Source organism: Rhodococcus sp. SMB37 (assembly GCF_004345605.1).
Taxonomy (GTDB): Bacteria; Actinomycetota; Actinomycetes; order Mycobacteriales; family Mycobacteriaceae; genus Rhodococcus.
The window spans coordinates 134412-150649 of the sequence record NZ_SLVY01000007.1; the positions used below are offsets into that span (position 1 = coordinate 134412).

Genomic DNA, 16238 nt, shown 5'->3' on the forward strand with positions numbered 1-16238 from the left:
TACCGACTACGAGGCCGGGTCAGAACGCGGCCGGCGAGACATCGAGGGTCGTACGGTCCAGGCTCGAGAGCAGATCGAACTGCGGACCCGCCTTCGGCAGCTCGAAACGGTAGAAGTATCGCGCAGCCGCGCGCTTGCCATCGAAGAAGTCGCCCTCCCGATCGCCCACGGCCAGCAGCTGCTCGAGCCAGATCCACGCCACCACGGTATGACCCACCGCTTCGAGATACACCGTCGAATTTGCCAGCGCCACTGCAGGATCCCCGTTCGACCACAACGCTGCGGTTGTCGCGGCGACACGTTCGGTGGCGGCACGCAACTGCTGCGCGTACTCGGCCACCTCGCCGCCGGCGGCGAGGGCCTTCTCCACGGTGGCAGAGATGGTCTCGCCGAGCAGCAGCAGTCCGGCACCGCCCTGCATGACGACCTTGCGCCCCAGCAGGTCCATACCCTGGATGCCGTGGGTGCCCTCGTGAATGGGGTTGAGCCGGTTGTCGCGGTAATACTGCTCGACATCGAATTCGCGGGTGTAACCGTAGCCACCGAGAACCTGGATCGCGAGGCTGTTGGCCTCGAGGCACCACTGCGACGGCCAGGACTTCGCGATCGGAGTGAGAACATCGAGGAGCAACCCGGCCCTGGCGCGCACGTCGTCGTCTGCCGCGGTGTTCTGTTCGTCGACGAGCTTCGAACAGTACAGCCCCAGGGCGAGAGCACCTTCGACGTAGGACTTCTGCGCGAGCAGCATCCGCCGGATGTCAGTGTGCTCGATGAGCGGAACCTGCGGCGATGCAGGGTCTTTTGCCCCGAGCGGCCTCCCCTGGGTGCGAGTGCGCGCGTAGTCGAGCGACTGCAGGTAACCCGCGTAGCCCAGCGAGGTCGCGAGGAACCCGACGCCGATACGCGCCTCGTTCATCATGTGGAACATGTACCGCAGGCCCTTGTGGGGTTCGCCGAGGAGGTAACCGACAGCGCCCGCTTCCCCGCCCGGCGTAAAGGCACCTTCACCGAGGTTGAGCAGGGTGTTGGTGGTGCCACGGTTGCCCATCTTGTGGTTGAGACCCACCAGCGCAACATCGTTGCGGTCGCCCAGCGTGCCGTCGTCGTCGACCAGGAACTTCGGCACGATGAACAGCGAGATGCCCTTGACCCCCGCGGGGCCGCCGGGAATCTTCGCGAGCACCAGGTGGACGATGTTCTCGGTGAGTTCGTGGTCTCCGCCGGAGATCCACATCTTGGTACCGGTGATCCGGTAGGTGCCGTCGGCGGCCGGGACCGCCTTGGTGGTGATGTCGGCGAGCGACGACCCCGCTTGCGGCTCGGACAGGCACATCGTGCCGAAGAATCGGCCTTCGAGCATTGCCGGGACGAACTTCTCGATCTGCGCCTCGCTACCGTGCGTGACGAGCAGGCTCGCGTTGGCGGCGGTGAGGAACGGGTACGACGACGTTCCGGCGTTGGCGGCCTGGAACCATGCCATCGACGCACGCAGCAGCGTCATGGGCAGCTGCATTCCCCCGAGGGACTCGTCGAAGCCGCCGGCGATGAGCCCGGCCTTGGCGAACAGGTCCAGCGCGGCCTTGACCTCGGGGATGATCTCGACGCGTCCGTCTTCCCCGATCCGCGGCTCCTGAGCATCGGCCTTCTTATTGTGCGTCGCGAAATGCTTGGAAGCGAGATCGGCGCTCAGGTCGAGGACGGCGTCGAACGTGTCGCGTGAATGCTCGGCGAAACGCTCCCGCGACGTCAGCGATTCGACATCGAGCCAGTCGTAGAGCAGGAAGTCGAGGTCGCGACGGGACAGGACGGGAGCGGGCACGGACGATCCTTTCGGAGGGACACGATGTTCTCGAGAACAAACCCAGTAGACCAACGAGAGATGCATGATGTCCAGCGAGAGCAACGTTCCTTCGAGACGCGATACAGGACCTTATGAGCAACGAGATCGTGGTCGAGCACGAGTCGATCGTCGATGCACCGAATACGGTGGTGTGGGCGCGCGTCACGAGCGCCGACGGCATCAACGACGAGCTCGCGCCGGTACTCGCAATGCGTATGCCCCGGTGGGCACACACCCTCACCGAGGACACCGTCCCCATCGGGCAACCGCTCGCCCGGGTCCCTCTGCTCCTGTTCGGCGTGCTGCCGGTGGACTACGACCACCTGTCCATCGCTGCACTCGAACCCGGACGTCGCTTCCACGAGAAATCGACGATGCTCCTCATGCGGCGCTGGGAGCACGAACGCACCCTCGATCCGCTCGCGGCAGACCGCACGAGGGTCCACGATCGGCTCACATTCGAGCTGCGCGGGCCATTGTCGCGGATTCCTGGTGCGGATGAGCTCGCGCGCCGCATCGTCGGCGCCCTGTTCGCGCACAGGCATCGACGGCTGGCTCGGTTCTACGAAAGGTCCTGATCCTTACACCGCTCGCCGGCGTGCGGTGATGGCGCCGTGCGGCCTGTGACCAGTCGCCGATCGCGTGTGCGCTTCGGTCACCTCGAAGCCGGCCCCGAAGAGTTCCCTACCGAGCTCGTCGACCGACCATCGATACGCCGTGGTCACGGCATGGTCGAACGGCTCGACGGCCGGTCCTTCGAAGAAGCCCACCAACAATCCTCCGCCCGGGCGAATGACGCGCGCAAACTCTGCGAGCGGAGTCCCGATGTCCGACGGATCGTGGTGAATGAGCGTGTACCACGACAACACACCGCCCAGTGACCCTGTCGCGGCGCCCAATTCCTCGAAGCGTCCGGTGTCGAACGAGAGTTCCGGATACCGGCTGCGAGCCAGTTCGACGAACTCGGGCACCAGATCGATCCCTCTCACGGCCAGTCCGCACCGGGCCAAGAAGTCCGTCCACTGCCCCGGACCGCACCCGGCGTCGAGCACGGGGCCCGCCAGCGAGGTAGCCCAGCTGCACACCAGGGCACGGTCGGATGGGTGAGTCGAGGTCATGGTGCCGAAGAGATCGACGTACTCCTGCGATCTCGCCGAGTACGACTCCCGGACCGAGTTCGATTCCCGGACAGTATGGGCCGGTCGGCCGCACGCGCTCTCCATACCGTCGATGATCGCCTATCGGATGGACACCGGGTGCAGCGATCCCACCCCTGGGGTGGGTTCGACCGAGACCGCCCCAGGCGCAGTCTTGTATCAGGCACCACATATACCGGCCGAGGAGAATCGAATGTCCCATCACCACAAAGCTTTCGCCGCCGCTCTGATGATCGCAGCAGTCGCGCTCGGCGGGGCCGCCACCGCCTCTGCAGAACCGAAGGTCGATCCGGTCAACGGCCCAGGGAAGGGCTGCCCGATCGTGCACGAGGACGACAACGGCAACGTCGTGAGTGTCGAGTACGCCTCACCCGGCACCCGGAACGGTGTCCTCGTGTGCGGCAGCGACGGCGAGTGGAGCTTCGGCCGGACCGCCGGCAACACCGGCGCGATTCAGGGCGGCATCACCACCAACGGACTTGCGACCGCGGCCTACTGATCACTCCGCTGCCTGCGACTCCCTGAGCCACAGGCAATGCACGCAGGCCCCGCATCGCCATGGATGCGGGGCCTGCGAACGTGATCTGGGTCAGCGCACTGCGCTGATCAGTTGGTGCCCATCAGGTCGATGACGAACACCAAGGTCTTGCCGCCGAGCGGATGCCCGGAACCAGCCGGACCGTAAGCGAGCTCCGGCGGCACCGTCAGCTTGCGACGTCCGCCGACCTTCATGCCGGGGATGCCCTGCTGCCAGCCCGGGATCAGGCGGGCGAGCGGGAATGCAACCGACTGGCCGCGGCTCCACGACGAGTCGAACTCGTCGCCCGTGTCGAACTCGACGCCCTTGTAGTGCACGTCGACAGTGGCACCGGGCTGGGCCTCGGCACCGTCGCCGATTTCGATGTCCTCGACGACCAGCTCCGTCGGGGCCGGGCCTTCGGGCTTCTCGATCACCGGCGGCTCCGGAGGCACCTGGACGCCGAGCAGGTCGATGATGAACACCAGGGTCTTGCCGGACAGCTGGTGCCCCGATCCTGCCGGACCGTAGGCGAGCTCCGGCGGAATCGTCAGCTGGCGGCGCCCGCCGACCTTCATGCCGGGGATGCCTTCCTGCCAACCGGCGATCAGGCCGGCGAGCGGGAAGCGGATCGACTCACCGCGGCTCCACGACGAATCGAACTCTTCGCCCGTGTCGTACTCGACGCCCACGTAGTGGACGTCGACGATTGCACCCGCAACAGCCTCTGCCCCGTCGCCGACGGTGATGTCCTTGACCACCAGCTCGGTGGGGGCCGGCCCCTCCTGGAATTCGATCTCCGGTTTGGTCATAGGTCCAGCTCCCTCGTCGAACGGTCGATCGTCGAACTCATGGTCGATCGCACGTCAGCGTGCGTCGAGTCCCTTGTAGTCGCGCTCGGTGTACCCGGTGTAGATCTGACGCGGACGGCCGATCTTCAGGGTCGGATCCGAGTGCATCTCACGCCAGTGCGCGATCCAACCCGGCAGACGCCCCAGTGCGAACAGCACGGTGAACATGCGGTCCGGGAAGCCCATCGCCCGGTAGATCAGACCGGTGTAGAAGTCGACGTTCGGGTACAGCTTGCGCTCGATGAAGTACTCGTCGGTCAGTGCGGCTTCCTCGAGCTTCATGGCGATCTCGAGCAGTTCGTCGCCGGCGCCGAGCTTGTTGAGGATCTTGTCCGCGGTCTTCTTCACGATCGCAGCACGCGGATCGTAGTTGCGGTAGACGCGGTGCCCGAAGCCCATGAGCTTCACGCCGTCTTCCTTGTTCTTGACCTTGCGGACGAACTCCGTGACGTCGCCGCCGGACTTCTGGATCTCGTCGAGCATCTCGAGGACGGCCTGGTTGGCGCCACCGTGCAGCGGACCCCACAGGGCATTGATGCCACCGGAGATCGACGTGAACAGGTTCGCATCCGACGAACCCACCAGACGCACCGTCGACGTCGAGCAGTTCTGCTCGTGATCGGCGTGCAGGATCAGCAGCATCTCGAGAGCCTGCGCGACCTCGGGGTCGATCTGGTACGGCTCGGCCGGGAAACCGAACGTCATGCGCATGAAGTTCTCGACCAGCGACAGCGAGTTGTCCGGGTACAGGAACGGCTGGCCGACCGACTTCTTGTAGGCGTAGGCCGCGATCGTCGGCAGCTTGGCCATCAAGCGGATCGTGGAGAGCTCGACCTGCTCCGGATCGTCGGGGTCGAGCGCGTCCTGGTAGTACGCGGACAGTGCATTGACGGCGCTGGAGACGACGGGCATCGGGTGCGCGTTGCGCGGGAAACCATCGAAGAAGCGCTTGAGATCCTCGTGCAGCAGCGTGTGCCGACGGATCTGATCGGTGAAGACGTCCAGCTGCTCGGTGGTCGGTAACTCACCGTAGATCAGCAGGTAACTGACCTCGATGAACGTCGACTTCTCCGCGAGCTGCTCGATGGGGTATCCGCGGTAGCGCAGGATTCCCTTCTCGCCATCGATGTATGTGATCGCCGACTTGGTGGAGGCGGTGTTGACGAATCCGGGATCCAGGGTGGTGTACCCCGTGTCCGCAAGGAGCTTGCCGAGCTCGATGCCGTCATTGCCTTCCGTCGCCTTGGCGATAGCCATTGTGTGCTCGCCACCGGGGTAGCTGAGGGTGGGCTGTGTGTCATTCTCAGCGGGCACGAAGGATCCCTCTCAAGCTCAGACCTACCAGAAACTTCCGAACATTCACGTAGAACCTAACGGTTCCGTGGCCGCAGCGCGGAGGCAGGGTCGGTCGAAAGTCCCCGAACGGTGTGTCACACCTACCGTCCACGGGCGCTCGACTGCGCCCTCCGAACCCTCGGCGGGACGTTGATGCACGCCGCTCACCAGCATCGATCGTACGTGATGTGAGGCAGACTCATTCTTGGGAGTCGTACGCCCGCACGCCCCATCGTCCGCTCCACCGTTCCCCGGACTGCAGCACGAGCAGGTCGATGCCGAGATTGAACGCGTCGGGTGGACACGTCATCGGGGCGAGCACGAAAGCGCGGGTGTCGGCATCGTCGATCGTCGTCGCCCTGAGCCATCCGAATCCCCGACCTGTCCAGAGTTCGACGCCTCGGCCGTCCCGTCCGCACAGTCGATGCCGGGCGTTACCGTCAAGATCCTCGTCGAGGGCGCTGAAAGGAACATCGAGATGCACGCCCTCGAGCAACCTCGGCCTCGTGAAGTCGTATTCGGTGTCGGTGACGGGCTGCGAGTACGCATCGGGCAGGCTCCGCGCGCGGTCGAGAGGCATTCTCGTCCCGGCCGCCACCTGCAACGTGCACTCGTCGAGCGGGCTGTCTCCGGCCCGCAGGTACGGGCCCACTCCCAACCCGAACGGCGAGTGGTATCCGCCGACATTCGTCGCTGTGTGGGTGACGGTGAGACCGTCCCAGCCCACTTCGTGCGCCACCGTCAACCGCAATTGGTAAGGCCAGCCCTTGTGCAGTCCGACTTCCAGTGTCTGCTGGATCCTCGAATCTGTGAGCGCTGTCACCTCCCAGCCCCGATGCCGGACGAGGCCGTTCACTGCTGCACCTCGCTCCGGATCGGTCAGGGCGAGCTGGTGCTCGATTCCGTCGAAATAGAAGTGCCCGTCGCGGATGCCGCCCGGCCAAGGGGCGAGCACCGCGCCGCCGAACCCCAGTGGCGGTTCGCGGCCGGCCGGGGTCTCGACCAGCCGGTACGCCCGCGCCGATCCCTGAGTGACCGACCCCTGCGCCTCCGAATGGTCGTCGTAGTCGAGCGCGAGCAGCGCAGCACCGGTACCGGACACCGAGGCTCGGTATCCGCCGCCCCGGATCGAGTGGTGGATCGGCTCGGACATGATCAACAGTGTGCCCGGCGCGCACCGTCTTCACGGCGGATTCGGCTTGTCGATTCAGGGCCCTACCTGATTCAGGGCCCTACCTCAGAGCACTGTCATCAGGGCACGGCCCGCATCGCCGAGACCAGTGCCGCTGTCGTGTCCACGATCGGAGCGTTCTCGAACGGAGCATCGACGTCACCGGTGGTGGTGTCCGAGAGAATCACCAGCACCAACGGCTCCCCCTCGGGCGACCAGACCACCCCGGCCGCGTTCAGGGTGGCGAAATATCCCCCTCCGGACTTGTCTGCGGCGACCCAACCGGAGGGAAGTCCCGCGCGCATCCTGGTGTCGGAGGTAGTGCTCGCGCGCATCCACCCCGTGAGGATCCGTTGATGCGCCGGATCGAGCGCCGAGCCGAGCAGCAGATCCCGGTATCCGCGGGCCAACCCGACCGCCGTGGTCGTGTCGCGCTCGTCGCCGCGCGCGGCGTCGTTCAGTTCGGGTTCCCACCGGTCGAGGCGTGTCGCGTGGTCGCCGACCGAGCGCGCGAACGTGGTCACCGCGTCCGGCCCGCCCAGTCGCCGCAGCAGAAGGTTGCCGGCGGTGTTGTCGCTGCGTGTGAGTGCGGCTTCGCAGAGCTGCTCATATGTCATCAGTCTGCCCTGATTCTCGGAGGTCACCGGTGAGTTCACGACGATGTCGCCCGGTTCGACGGCGACAGTGTCGTCGAGCCGCAGTCGCCCCTGGGATTCGAGTTGCAGGATGCCCGCCGCCGCGTACACCTTGAACGTCGAGCACATCGCGAACCGCTCGTCGCCGCGATGCGTGTAGGTGCGTCCGCTTCCCGGTGAATGTGCGAGCGCTCCGAGACGCACGGCATGCCGATTCTCGATCTCGGCGAGGCGCTCGTCGAGGGCCGACAGGCGCACCTCCAATTCAGGTGCCGCACCATTGGATGCCTGCTCCGGAACCGTCGCGACGCTCGGTGCGCCGCATGCTGCAGCGACGGGTACCGACGCCGCTACGAGCGTCGCGTTGAGAAACCATCTGCGGGACAATGCTGTTCGCTGCTGTGTCATGCCCTCACCACAGCACCCGAGCGATCCACGCCGCCAATATCCGCACGGGCCCGAGCCGGGTCGCAAAAAGTATCGCCGCTGGTCGATGACGTGGAAGACGCGAACATCGAACTCCCCATGCACCGATCCGCCGGACGCCCAGCAGGCACTGGTTCAATGACTTGACGTCCTCCCAGCCGTGAACGACCGGGATTCCTCCCGCAGCACTACGCGCCACTCCGGTGGGTTCCTGTTTCACAGGGACATACCTCCCGCTAAACGGCAGGATTTACAGTCCCTCCGCAGGCGTTCAACCACTCCGCACGTCCGGCCGCGTGGATGTTCTTCGCAGCATTGAGGTCGCGGTCGTGGACCACCCCACACGCCGCGCACTGCCACTCCCGAATCGAAAGCGGCTTCCGGCCGTCCTTCATCCCACACACCGAGCACAACTGACTCGACGGGTAGAAACGGTCCACCTTGACGAAGGTCCGCCCATACCGGGCGGCCTTCTCCTCCACCATGCGGGTGAACATCGCCCACCCGGCATCGTGCACCGACTTCGCCAACCGTGTCCGCGCCAACCCGATAACACACAAGTCCTCGACGAACACCGCTTGGTTCTCGCGGATGATCACCGTGGACTGCGTGTGCGCCCAATCCTTGCGGGCATCGGCCACCTTCGCATGCGCCTTCGCGACACGCATACGTGCCTTCGCCCGATTCCTGCTGCCCTTGTCCTTGCGGGACAGAGCCTGTTGCGCTTTCTTCAACCGCCGTTCGGCCTGGCGGAGGAACTTCGGGGACTCGATGACCTTCCCGTCCGAGAGCACCGCGAACGTCGTCAAACCCAGGTCGATACCGACCTCGAAGTCCACCTCGGGCAGCGGTTCGTCGGTGGTCTCCACCACGAACGACGCGAAATAACGTCCGGCTGCATCCTTGATGATGGACACGCTCGACGGCTCCGACGGCAACTCCCGCGACCACGCCACCTTCACCTCGCCGACCTTCGCCACATACAACTTCCCGTTCGAACGCAGCGAGAACCCGTTGCGGGTCAGCCGGATCGCCTGCCGGTTGTCCTTGCGGGACTTGAACCGCGGCGCGGCGACCTTGCGGCCCTTCCGCTTCCCCGACATCGAGTCGAACCAGTTGCGGTAGGCCACTGCCGCGTCGCGCACCGACTGCACCAGCGCTACCGACGCCACCTCGGCCAGCCATGCCCGTGGTGGGGTCTTCTTCGCTGCGGTGACCACCTGCTTCTGCACGTCGGTATCCGAGAGCGTCACCCCGGCCGCATACGCGTCCTGCCGGACGCGCAGTGCATCGTTGAACACCACCCGCGCGCACCCGAACGACCGGGCCAGCATGTGCTGCTGGCCGGGCGTCGGGTAGACGCGGTACTGGTATCGAAGCTGCACAGCGAGACCATAGCCACGACCACCGACATGATTGATGCGCTGACCCGGCCCCGAAGGACCGGGCTTGCGCGCTACGTTTCCTGTTCATGGATCTGATCCGTCACCTCCGCTTCTTCGTCACCGTCGCGGAAGAAGGGCACTTCGGGCGCGCTGCTGCCACCCTGAACATGACGCAACCTCCTCTTTCACAAGGGCTTCGACGACTCGAGCAGCACATCGGTACCGATCTCATCCACCGCACGCAGCAGGGAGCCGTGCTGACCACCGCCGGCGCCGCTCTGCTCCCCCGTGCACGGCTGCTCGTCGACGACTCCGAGAGATTCCTCGCCGAAGCCGAGCGTGTCTCCGAGGCGCGGGGCGTCGTGCGCTGGGGCGCGACGGCCGCACTCCCCGACCGGATGCTCACCGCCTGCGCCGCAGCACTGCGCACCGGACCCGATGTGACGGTCTCGACCGAGGTGGCCGCAAGCGTCGACCTGGTCGCCGCGGTCCGGTCGGGCATGTGTGACCTCGCGGTCGTCGAGCACCCCGCACTACTCGACGGCGTCGAGGCCGGACCGGTGACGAAGGCGCCCCGATGGGTGGTCGTGCCGGCCGGGCACCGCAGTGCGCGGGCGGAGCGGCCGCGTTTCCCGATGCTCTCCGACCTGTCGTTCGCGACACCTCCGAGAGCCGGAAACCCGGCGGCTTTCGATGCCACACAAGACATTCTGCGAGAGCGAGGGCTCGACGTCGGTGCAACTACCGTCCCGGACGACCGCACAGCCCTTGCTGCGGTGGCTGCCGGCACGCACTTCGGGATATCCACCGCATCCCCGGGCTCGGTTCCCGGTGTCGCGTGGCTGACGCTCGCCCCGGACGCCATCGCTCTGCGCGTGCGCATCGTGTGGCGTCCCAGCGTCGACGTCGCCCGGCACGTCGCGGCGATCGATCGCGTGCTGTTCCGGGAGCGCGCAAAATGAGCACGGCTACCGACCGGATCCGGGCCGTGTTCGCCGACGCCGGGTGCAGTGGCTGGTTGCACGCGCGCCGCTGCTCGGACGACGAGGCCACGCTGTCGGTGCACGGCGAGGAGCGGGTCGTGCTCGCGTCGGTGTACAAACTGCCGCTGTTCCTCGCGTTCTGCGCAGAGGTGGACGCCGGCAGGATCGATCCGAGGTCCGAACTGCGCATCGAGCCGTCCGAGTGCACACCGGGCTCCACCGGCATCGCGACCATGCGCGATCCGGTCACCATGAGCAGACGCGATATTGCCGCGTCGATGATGATCGTCTCCGACAATGCCGCCGCGGATGTGCTGCTCGGCGAGATCGGCACCGTCGCAGTCCACGACATGCTCGCCCGACTCGGCCTCGAACACACGAACATCGTGGGTGGCACCGCAGACATGTACCGGCGACTGATCGAGGAGACGGACAGCCACACCACCGTCGAGGCGTTCAAAGCCCTCACCGACAACGACGCGGCGTGGTCGGTGTCGGCCTACGACCCGGCGTTCACCAGCGCCACCACTGCCGAGGAGATGACACGGCTCCTCGCCACAGTATGGGCAGGTGACGTGCTCTCCGCCGAGCAGACCGGCTTCGTCCGACACGTGATGCGCAGCCAGATCTGGCCGCATCGCATCGCCGCGGCCTTCCCATACCGCGGGGTGTCGGTGGCAGGGAAGACCGGCACGATCGGCATCATCCGCAACGAGGTCGCGGTCGTCGAGTTCCCCGGCGAGCACCCGGTGGCGGTCGCGGTCTTCACACGTGCCGCCCGTGCGGAACCGTCACTGCCCCTGGTGGATGCAGCGATCGGTGAGGCCGCGAGAATCGCAGTCACCGAACTGAGGGCACCGCTCCCCGCCTGACCTCCACCGTCACGCCTCGGGTGTGCCGTCTCTGCGTACGCGATACCTCACGAACGCGGGAAACGCGAAGACACACACCAGAGTTCCGACCACCACGAGTACACCACCGCCGGCCGCTGCAACGGCGGTCCCGACCGCTGCGGCCGCAGCACCGTGCAGCACGTCCCCGATCCGCGGGCCTCCCGCCACGACGACGATGAACACGCCCTGCAACCGGCCACGCATCTCGTCGGTCGCGACTGTCTGCAGCATCGTCGACCGGAACGCCGCCGACACCATGTCGACCGCACCACCGAATGCGAGGAACGCGAGCGCCACCCACAGCAGCACCGCACTACCACCCGGCACCGCGAACCACACCGCGACACCGAAACCGATCATCGCGACACCCCATAGCGCGATGCACACCATCACTGCGAGACCTTGGCGCCGCACCCGCGGCAACCAACCGGAGAAGACGCCGCCGAGCACTGCGCCGACGGACATCGACGCGAACAGCAGTCCGAGTGCGAAGCCGCCCGTCGCGGGGTCGCCGAACGATTCGTGCGCGATCTGAGGGAACAGCGCGCGCGGCATGCCGAACACCATCGCGACGATGTCGACGATGAACGACGCGAGGAGGATCTTCTGGGTCGACAGATACCGGAAGCCGTCGAGTACCGCGCGCAGTCCTGCCCGTGTCGTCTCGCCGAGCGGCGGTATGGACGGCAGCCGGATCACCGCCCACAGCGTCGCGAGCAGGAAGATCGTGTCGAGCAGATACAGGGTCGACAGCCCTAGGACCGGAATCAATGCCCCGGCAAGCAGCGGTCCGGCAATCGCACCGAACTGCATCACCGTCATGTTCAGTGAGGTCGCTGCAGCGATCTGACCGGTCGGCAGCAGGCGCGGGATGATGGCAGCACGCGTCGGCTGGTTGACGGCGAAGAATGCTTGTTGCAGAGAGAACAGACCCAGAAGGATCCAGACGTTGTTCAGCCCGGCCGCGGCCTGGGCCCACAGCAGCAGCGACGTCCCGCCGAGGCCGACCGACGTGATCGTCAGCAGTGTGCGGCGGTCCATGACGTCGGCGAGCGCTCCGCCCGACAACCCGAACACGACGAGCGGTACCAGGCCGAACACACCGGTCAGGCCGACGTACGCCGAGTTGCGGGTGATTTCGTAGATCTGCTGGGGAACCGCGACCACCGACAGTTGAGCACCGATCACCGTCACGACACCGGCCCACCACAGGCGGGCATAGTCCTTGTTCTGCAGCGGTGCGGTGTCGGCGAGAATCCGCCTCACGGTTGCAGTCGCTGCGTGTGCCACCGGCCGTCGACGAGCCGGGTCCGGACACGGTTGTGCATCCGGTTGGGCCGGCCCTGCCAGAACTCGACGAAGTCCGGAGAAATCCGAAGTCCGCCCCAGAACGGGGGCACGGGAATGTCGCCGTCGACCCCGAACCTCTCGCCGGCCTCGACGAGCGCGTGATCCAGGTCAGCGCGCGACGCTATGGGCTGCGACTGCTGTGACGCCCACGCACCCAGCTGAGAGCCACGCGGCCGCGTCCGCCAATAGGCTTCGGTCTCCTCGGCGGAGACACGGACGACGGGGCCGCGGATGCTGATCTGTCGATGCAGCGGAAGCCACACGAATGTTGCCGACGCGTACGGCACCGCGTCGAGGTGACGTGCCTTGTCCGATCCGTAGTTGGTGAAGAAGGTGACACCCTCGGCGTCGATTCCCTTGCACAACACGGTCCGGGTCGCGGGGTGGCCGTGTTCGTCGACGGTGCCGAGGACGATGGCGTTGGGCTCGGGTACACCCGCAGACACTGCGGCCGCCAGCCAGCGTCGGGCGTAGGGAAGCCAACCCCCATCGAGGTCTTCGGGACCGAGATCGATGTCCGAGGGCTCCTCCGCCGGGGCGGTGGGGATGTAGTTCACCCGCATCGACGCGAGTGGATTCTGCGGATCCTGCACGGATGTGGAGGTTACTCCGAGTTCTCGGGACGGTCCGTCCAGCCGAGCCGAGCGGCGATGCTGCGACCCGCCGATTCGAGTGCACCCAAGGGGCGGGTCGCGATTTCTGCGATGTCGACGAGGGATTCGAGACGGCCTGTCACCCGTTCGAGCCGTCCGACGACGTCGCCCATCTTGGTCACGGTGGCGTCGACCTGGTCGAGAGTTCTGTCGAAGCGGGCCAGCGTGACGCCCAGTCCGGCGATCGCGCCGTCCAGTCCGCTGATGGTGTTGTCCATGTTGCCGAGAGTTCTGTCCAGATCGCCGATGATCGTCTGCAGCTGGTCGACGGTCATGTCGGCGTTCAGGGCGGCCTGCGCCAGTTTCCGCAGGCGCTGCCGCTCCGGTTGCCGCTCCCCGTGCTGCACACCCGCGATGCTGCTCGGGACGTCCTTGATTTCGTGCTCCGAGTCGACCATTCGCCGATTATCCACAAGCGAACACCTCCCGGAGGTCGAAGCGGGTAACGGGCGACTAGAGTCCTCTTCGACGACCGAATGAGTTGCCGATCACAAGACTGCCCACTCATTCCACCGGCAGTGCCGCCCGGATCGGGCCGCACGTGAACGAGGAGAGCCACACCGTCATGGCACCACACGCGTCCGTACCCGAGGATTTCGTCGCAGGACTCGAAGGCGTCGTCGCCTTCACCAGCGACATCGCCGAACCCGACAAGGACGGCGGCTCACTGCGATACCGCGGTGTGGACATCGAGGAACTCGTCGGCAAGGGCGTGACCTTCGGCGACGTGTGGGCGCTGCTCGTCGACGGTGAGTTCGGCCGCGGACTGCATCCCGCCGAACCGTTTCCTCTCCCGATCCACACCGGCGACGTGCGTGTCGACGTCCAAGCAGGACTCGCGATGCTGGCACCGATCTGGGGCTTCTCGCCGCTGCTCGACATCGACGACGCGACCGCCCGCGACAACCTCGCACGGTCCGCGGTGATGGCACTGTCGTACGTCGCGCAGTCGGCACGCGGCATCTACCAGCCCGCCGTCCCGCAGAAGCGTGTCGACGAGGCGCAGACCGTCACCGAGCGCTTCATGGTGCGTTGGAAGGGCGAGCCCGACCCGAAGCATGTCGAGGCCATCGACGCCTACTGGGTGTCCGCCGCCGAGCACGGCATGAACGCCTCCACCTTCACCGCGCGCGTCATCGCGTCGACCGGAGCCGACGCCCCGGCCGCGCTGTCCGGCGCCGTCGGTGCGATGTCCGGCCCGCTGCACGGCGGTGCACCGGCGCGCGTGCTGCCGATGATCGAGGAGACAGAACGCAGCGGTGATCCACGCGCCATGGTCAAGGGGCTCCTCGACCGCAAGGAAAAGCTCATGGGCTTCGGTCACCGCGTGTACCGCGCGGAGGACCCCCGCGCCCGCGTGCTGCGCGCCACCGCCAAGCGCCTCGACGCACCGCGCTACGAGGCCGCTGCAGCCCTCGAGCAGGCCGCACTCGCCGAACTGCGTGAGCGTCGCCCCGACCGCGCAATCGAAACGAACGTCGAATTCTGGGCTGCGGTCATCCTGGACTTCGCGGAGGTTCCCGCAGCGATGATGCCCGCGATGTTCACGTGCGGCCGCACGGGCGGCTGGTGCGCTCACATTCTCGAACAGAAGAAGCTCGGCAAGCTGGTGCGCCCCGCGGCCATCTACACCGGCCCCGATCCCCGCTCCGCCGATGCTGTCGCGGGGTGGGATTCGATCACACATCGCTGATCGGCGCGGCAGGGCGGTTTAGACTACTCCTGCACTTGTCCCTCGACGCTTAAGGACACGCTTTCCGATGGCTGACGCTTCACCGATCATTCCCGCCGATCTCAAGCCCGCAGACGGCCGCTTCGGCTGCGGCCCCTCCAAGGTCCGCCCCGAGCAGCTGCAGTCGCTGGTCGACGTCGGCGCTTCGGTGTTCGGCACCAGCCACCGCCAGAAGCCCGTCAAGGACGTCGTGGCTCGTGTCCGCTCCGGCCTGCGCGATCTCTTCTCGCTGCCCGAGGGCTACGAGGTCGTCCTCGGCAACGGCGGCACCACCGCGTTCTGGGATGCCGCAGCATTCGGCCTGGTCCGCGAGCGTTCGCAGCACTTCACGTACGGCGAGTTCTCGTCGAAGTTCGCGACCGTCACGAAGAACAACCCGTTCATCGGCGACCCGGTCGTCGTGAGCGCCGATCCGGGCTCGGCTCCCGAGATCGTCGCCGACTCGTCCGTCGACCTGATCGGCTGGGCACACAACGAGACCTCGACCGGTGTCGCTGTGCCGGTGTCGCGTCCCGCGGGCTCTGACAACGCGCTGATCGCGATCGACGCCACGTCGGGCGCGGGTGGTCTGCCCGTGAACATCACCGATGCCGATGTCTATTACTTCGCGCCGCAGAAGTGCTTCGCGGCCGACGGCGGCCTGTGGATCGCGCTGATGAGCCCGGCTGCGCTCGAGCGCGTCGCCGAGATCAAGGCGTCGGGCCGGTTCACGCCGGAGTTCCTGTCGCTGCCGATCGCCGTCGACAACAGCAGCAAGGACCAGACCTACAACACGCCGGCGCTGGCCACGCTGCTGCTGTTCGCCGATCAGATCGAGTGGATGAACCGCAACGGTGGGCTGGACTGGACGGTCGCGCGCACCAAGGATTCGTCGTCGCGTCTGTACGAGTGGGCCGAGGCTTCCGAGTTCGCTACGCCGTTCGTCACCGATCCGGCACTGCGGTCGCAGGTCGTCGGTACGGTCGATTTCGCCGAGTCCGTCGATGCAGCACAGGTCGCGAAGATCCTGCGGGCCAACGGAATCGTCGACACCGAGCCCTACCGCAAGCTCGGCCGGAACCAGCTGCGCGTCGGCATGTTCCCGGCGATCGACCCCGAGGACATCACGCAGCTGACCAAGAGCATCGACTGGGTCGTCTCCCAGCTCTGATCCCTCCCAGCACTGATCGCTGCTCGCAGCGCTCGTTCGAGGGCCGGGCCCACAGGGCCCGGCCCTCGAATCATTCGTTGAAACTCTCAACCACACATCGAGACATAATCGGCAAACCTAGGACGATAACGCCTCCGGCCGGAATTCTTGTGATTCGACT

Annotated in this window: 16 protein-coding genes and 1 pseudogene; 6 read left to right on the forward strand and 11 right to left on the reverse strand. The window is 66.3% G+C overall.

What is annotated here, in order from left to right; genetic code table 11:
- Positions 1–19: 19 nt before the first annotated feature.
- The gene (locus EV641_RS13700; RefSeq protein ID WP_132472322.1) at positions 20–1819 is read right to left on the reverse strand and encodes an acyl-CoA dehydrogenase; all 1800 of its coding nucleotides are present in this window, start codon (positions 1817–1819) and stop codon (positions 20–22) included.
- A 125-nt stretch (positions 1820–1944) separates the two neighbouring features.
- Between EV641_RS13700 and EV641_RS13705 the strand changes: the two genes are divergently transcribed.
- A complete protein-coding gene (locus tag EV641_RS13705) occupies positions 1945–2418 on the forward strand; it encodes a hypothetical protein (RefSeq protein WP_054716982.1) in 474 nt (157 codons plus the stop codon).
- Positions 2419–2421: 3 nt separating this feature from the next.
- Here the strand turns inward: EV641_RS13705 and EV641_RS13710 are convergent, their stop codons facing one another.
- On the reverse strand, positions 2422–3063 hold the full coding sequence (locus EV641_RS13710; RefSeq protein WP_132472324.1) for a class I SAM-dependent methyltransferase: 642 nt from the start codon (positions 3061–3063) through the stop codon (positions 2422–2424).
- 127 nt (positions 3064–3190) lie between these two features.
- Between EV641_RS13710 and EV641_RS13715 the strand changes: the two genes are divergently transcribed.
- Positions 3191–3496 (forward strand): hypothetical protein, encoded by a 306-nt coding sequence (locus EV641_RS13715; protein ID WP_241997196.1) that lies wholly within the window; start codon positions 3191–3193, stop codon positions 3494–3496.
- Positions 3497–3603: 107 nt separating this feature from the next.
- On the opposite strand, the gene EV641_RS29795 is transcribed toward EV641_RS13715, so the two are convergent.
- The 6 genes and pseudogenes from EV641_RS29795 to EV641_RS13740 form a co-directional block, all read right to left on the reverse strand.
- On the reverse strand, positions 3604–3969 hold the full coding sequence (locus tag EV641_RS29795; protein ID WP_054716985.1) for an FKBP-type peptidyl-prolyl cis-trans isomerase: 366 nt from the start codon (positions 3967–3969) through the stop codon (positions 3604–3606).
- A 9-nt stretch (positions 3970–3978) separates the two neighbouring features.
- Positions 3979–4326: pseudogene (locus EV641_RS29800) on the reverse strand (FKBP-type peptidyl-prolyl cis-trans isomerase); the annotation flags it as partial.
- A gap of 54 nt (positions 4327–4380) precedes the next feature.
- The gene (locus EV641_RS13725) at positions 4381–5679 is read right to left on the reverse strand and encodes a citrate synthase (RefSeq protein WP_132472328.1); all 1299 of its coding nucleotides are present in this window, start codon (positions 5677–5679) and stop codon (positions 4381–4383) included.
- 220 nt (positions 5680–5899) lie between these two features.
- Positions 5900–6853, reverse strand: coding sequence for an aldose epimerase (locus EV641_RS13730; protein ID WP_132472330.1), 954 nt, complete (start codon positions 6851–6853; stop codon positions 5900–5902).
- A 98-nt stretch (positions 6854–6951) separates the two neighbouring features.
- A complete protein-coding gene (gene bla, locus EV641_RS13735) occupies positions 6952–7914 on the reverse strand; it encodes a class A beta-lactamase (RefSeq protein WP_199233244.1) in 963 nt (320 codons plus the stop codon).
- Between the two features lie 254 nt (positions 7915–8168).
- The gene (locus tag EV641_RS13740) at positions 8169–9317 is read right to left on the reverse strand and encodes an RNA-guided endonuclease TnpB family protein (protein WP_132472332.1); all 1149 of its coding nucleotides are present in this window, start codon (positions 9315–9317) and stop codon (positions 8169–8171) included.
- 86 nt (positions 9318–9403) lie between these two features.
- Between EV641_RS13740 and EV641_RS13745 the strand changes: the two genes are divergently transcribed.
- A complete protein-coding gene (locus EV641_RS13745; RefSeq protein ID WP_132472334.1) occupies positions 9404–10279 on the forward strand; it encodes a LysR family transcriptional regulator in 876 nt (291 codons plus the stop codon).
- A complete protein-coding gene (locus EV641_RS13750; RefSeq protein WP_132472336.1) occupies positions 10276–11172 on the forward strand; it encodes a serine hydrolase in 897 nt (298 codons plus the stop codon). The genes EV641_RS13745 and EV641_RS13750 overlap by 4 nt, the downstream gene beginning before the upstream one ends.
- A gap of 9 nt (positions 11173–11181) precedes the next feature.
- Here EV641_RS13750 and EV641_RS13755 read toward each other — a convergent pair whose 3' ends face one another.
- From EV641_RS13755 to EV641_RS13765, 3 genes are read right to left on the reverse strand one after another with little or no spacing between them, the layout of a single operon-like run.
- Entirely contained in the window at positions 11182–12459 is a 1278-nt protein-coding gene (locus tag EV641_RS13755; RefSeq protein WP_132472338.1) for an MFS transporter, read from the reverse strand.
- Positions 12456–13106 (reverse strand): pyridoxamine 5'-phosphate oxidase, encoded by a 651-nt coding sequence (pdxH, locus tag EV641_RS13760; RefSeq protein ID WP_132472498.1) that lies wholly within the window; start codon positions 13104–13106, stop codon positions 12456–12458. The genes EV641_RS13755 and pdxH overlap by 4 nt, the downstream gene beginning before the upstream one ends.
- 41 nt (positions 13107–13147) lie before the next feature.
- Complete coding sequence (locus tag EV641_RS13765) at positions 13148–13594, reverse strand: biogenesis of lysosome-related organelles complex 1 subunit 2 (protein ID WP_241997197.1); 447 nt, start codon at positions 13592–13594, stop codon at positions 13148–13150.
- A 167-nt stretch (positions 13595–13761) separates the two neighbouring features.
- Here EV641_RS13765 and EV641_RS13770 point away from each other — a divergent pair, with 167 nt between their 5' ends.
- Both EV641_RS13770 and serC read left to right on the forward strand, forming a co-directional pair.
- Positions 13762–14889, forward strand: coding sequence for a citrate synthase 2 (locus tag EV641_RS13770; RefSeq protein ID WP_132472340.1), 1128 nt, complete (start codon positions 13762–13764; stop codon positions 14887–14889).
- A gap of 67 nt (positions 14890–14956) precedes the next feature.
- On the forward strand, positions 14957–16078 hold the full coding sequence (gene serC / locus EV641_RS13775) for a phosphoserine transaminase (RefSeq protein WP_132472342.1): 1122 nt from the start codon (positions 14957–14959) through the stop codon (positions 16076–16078).
- Positions 16079–16238: the final 160 nt, after the last annotated feature.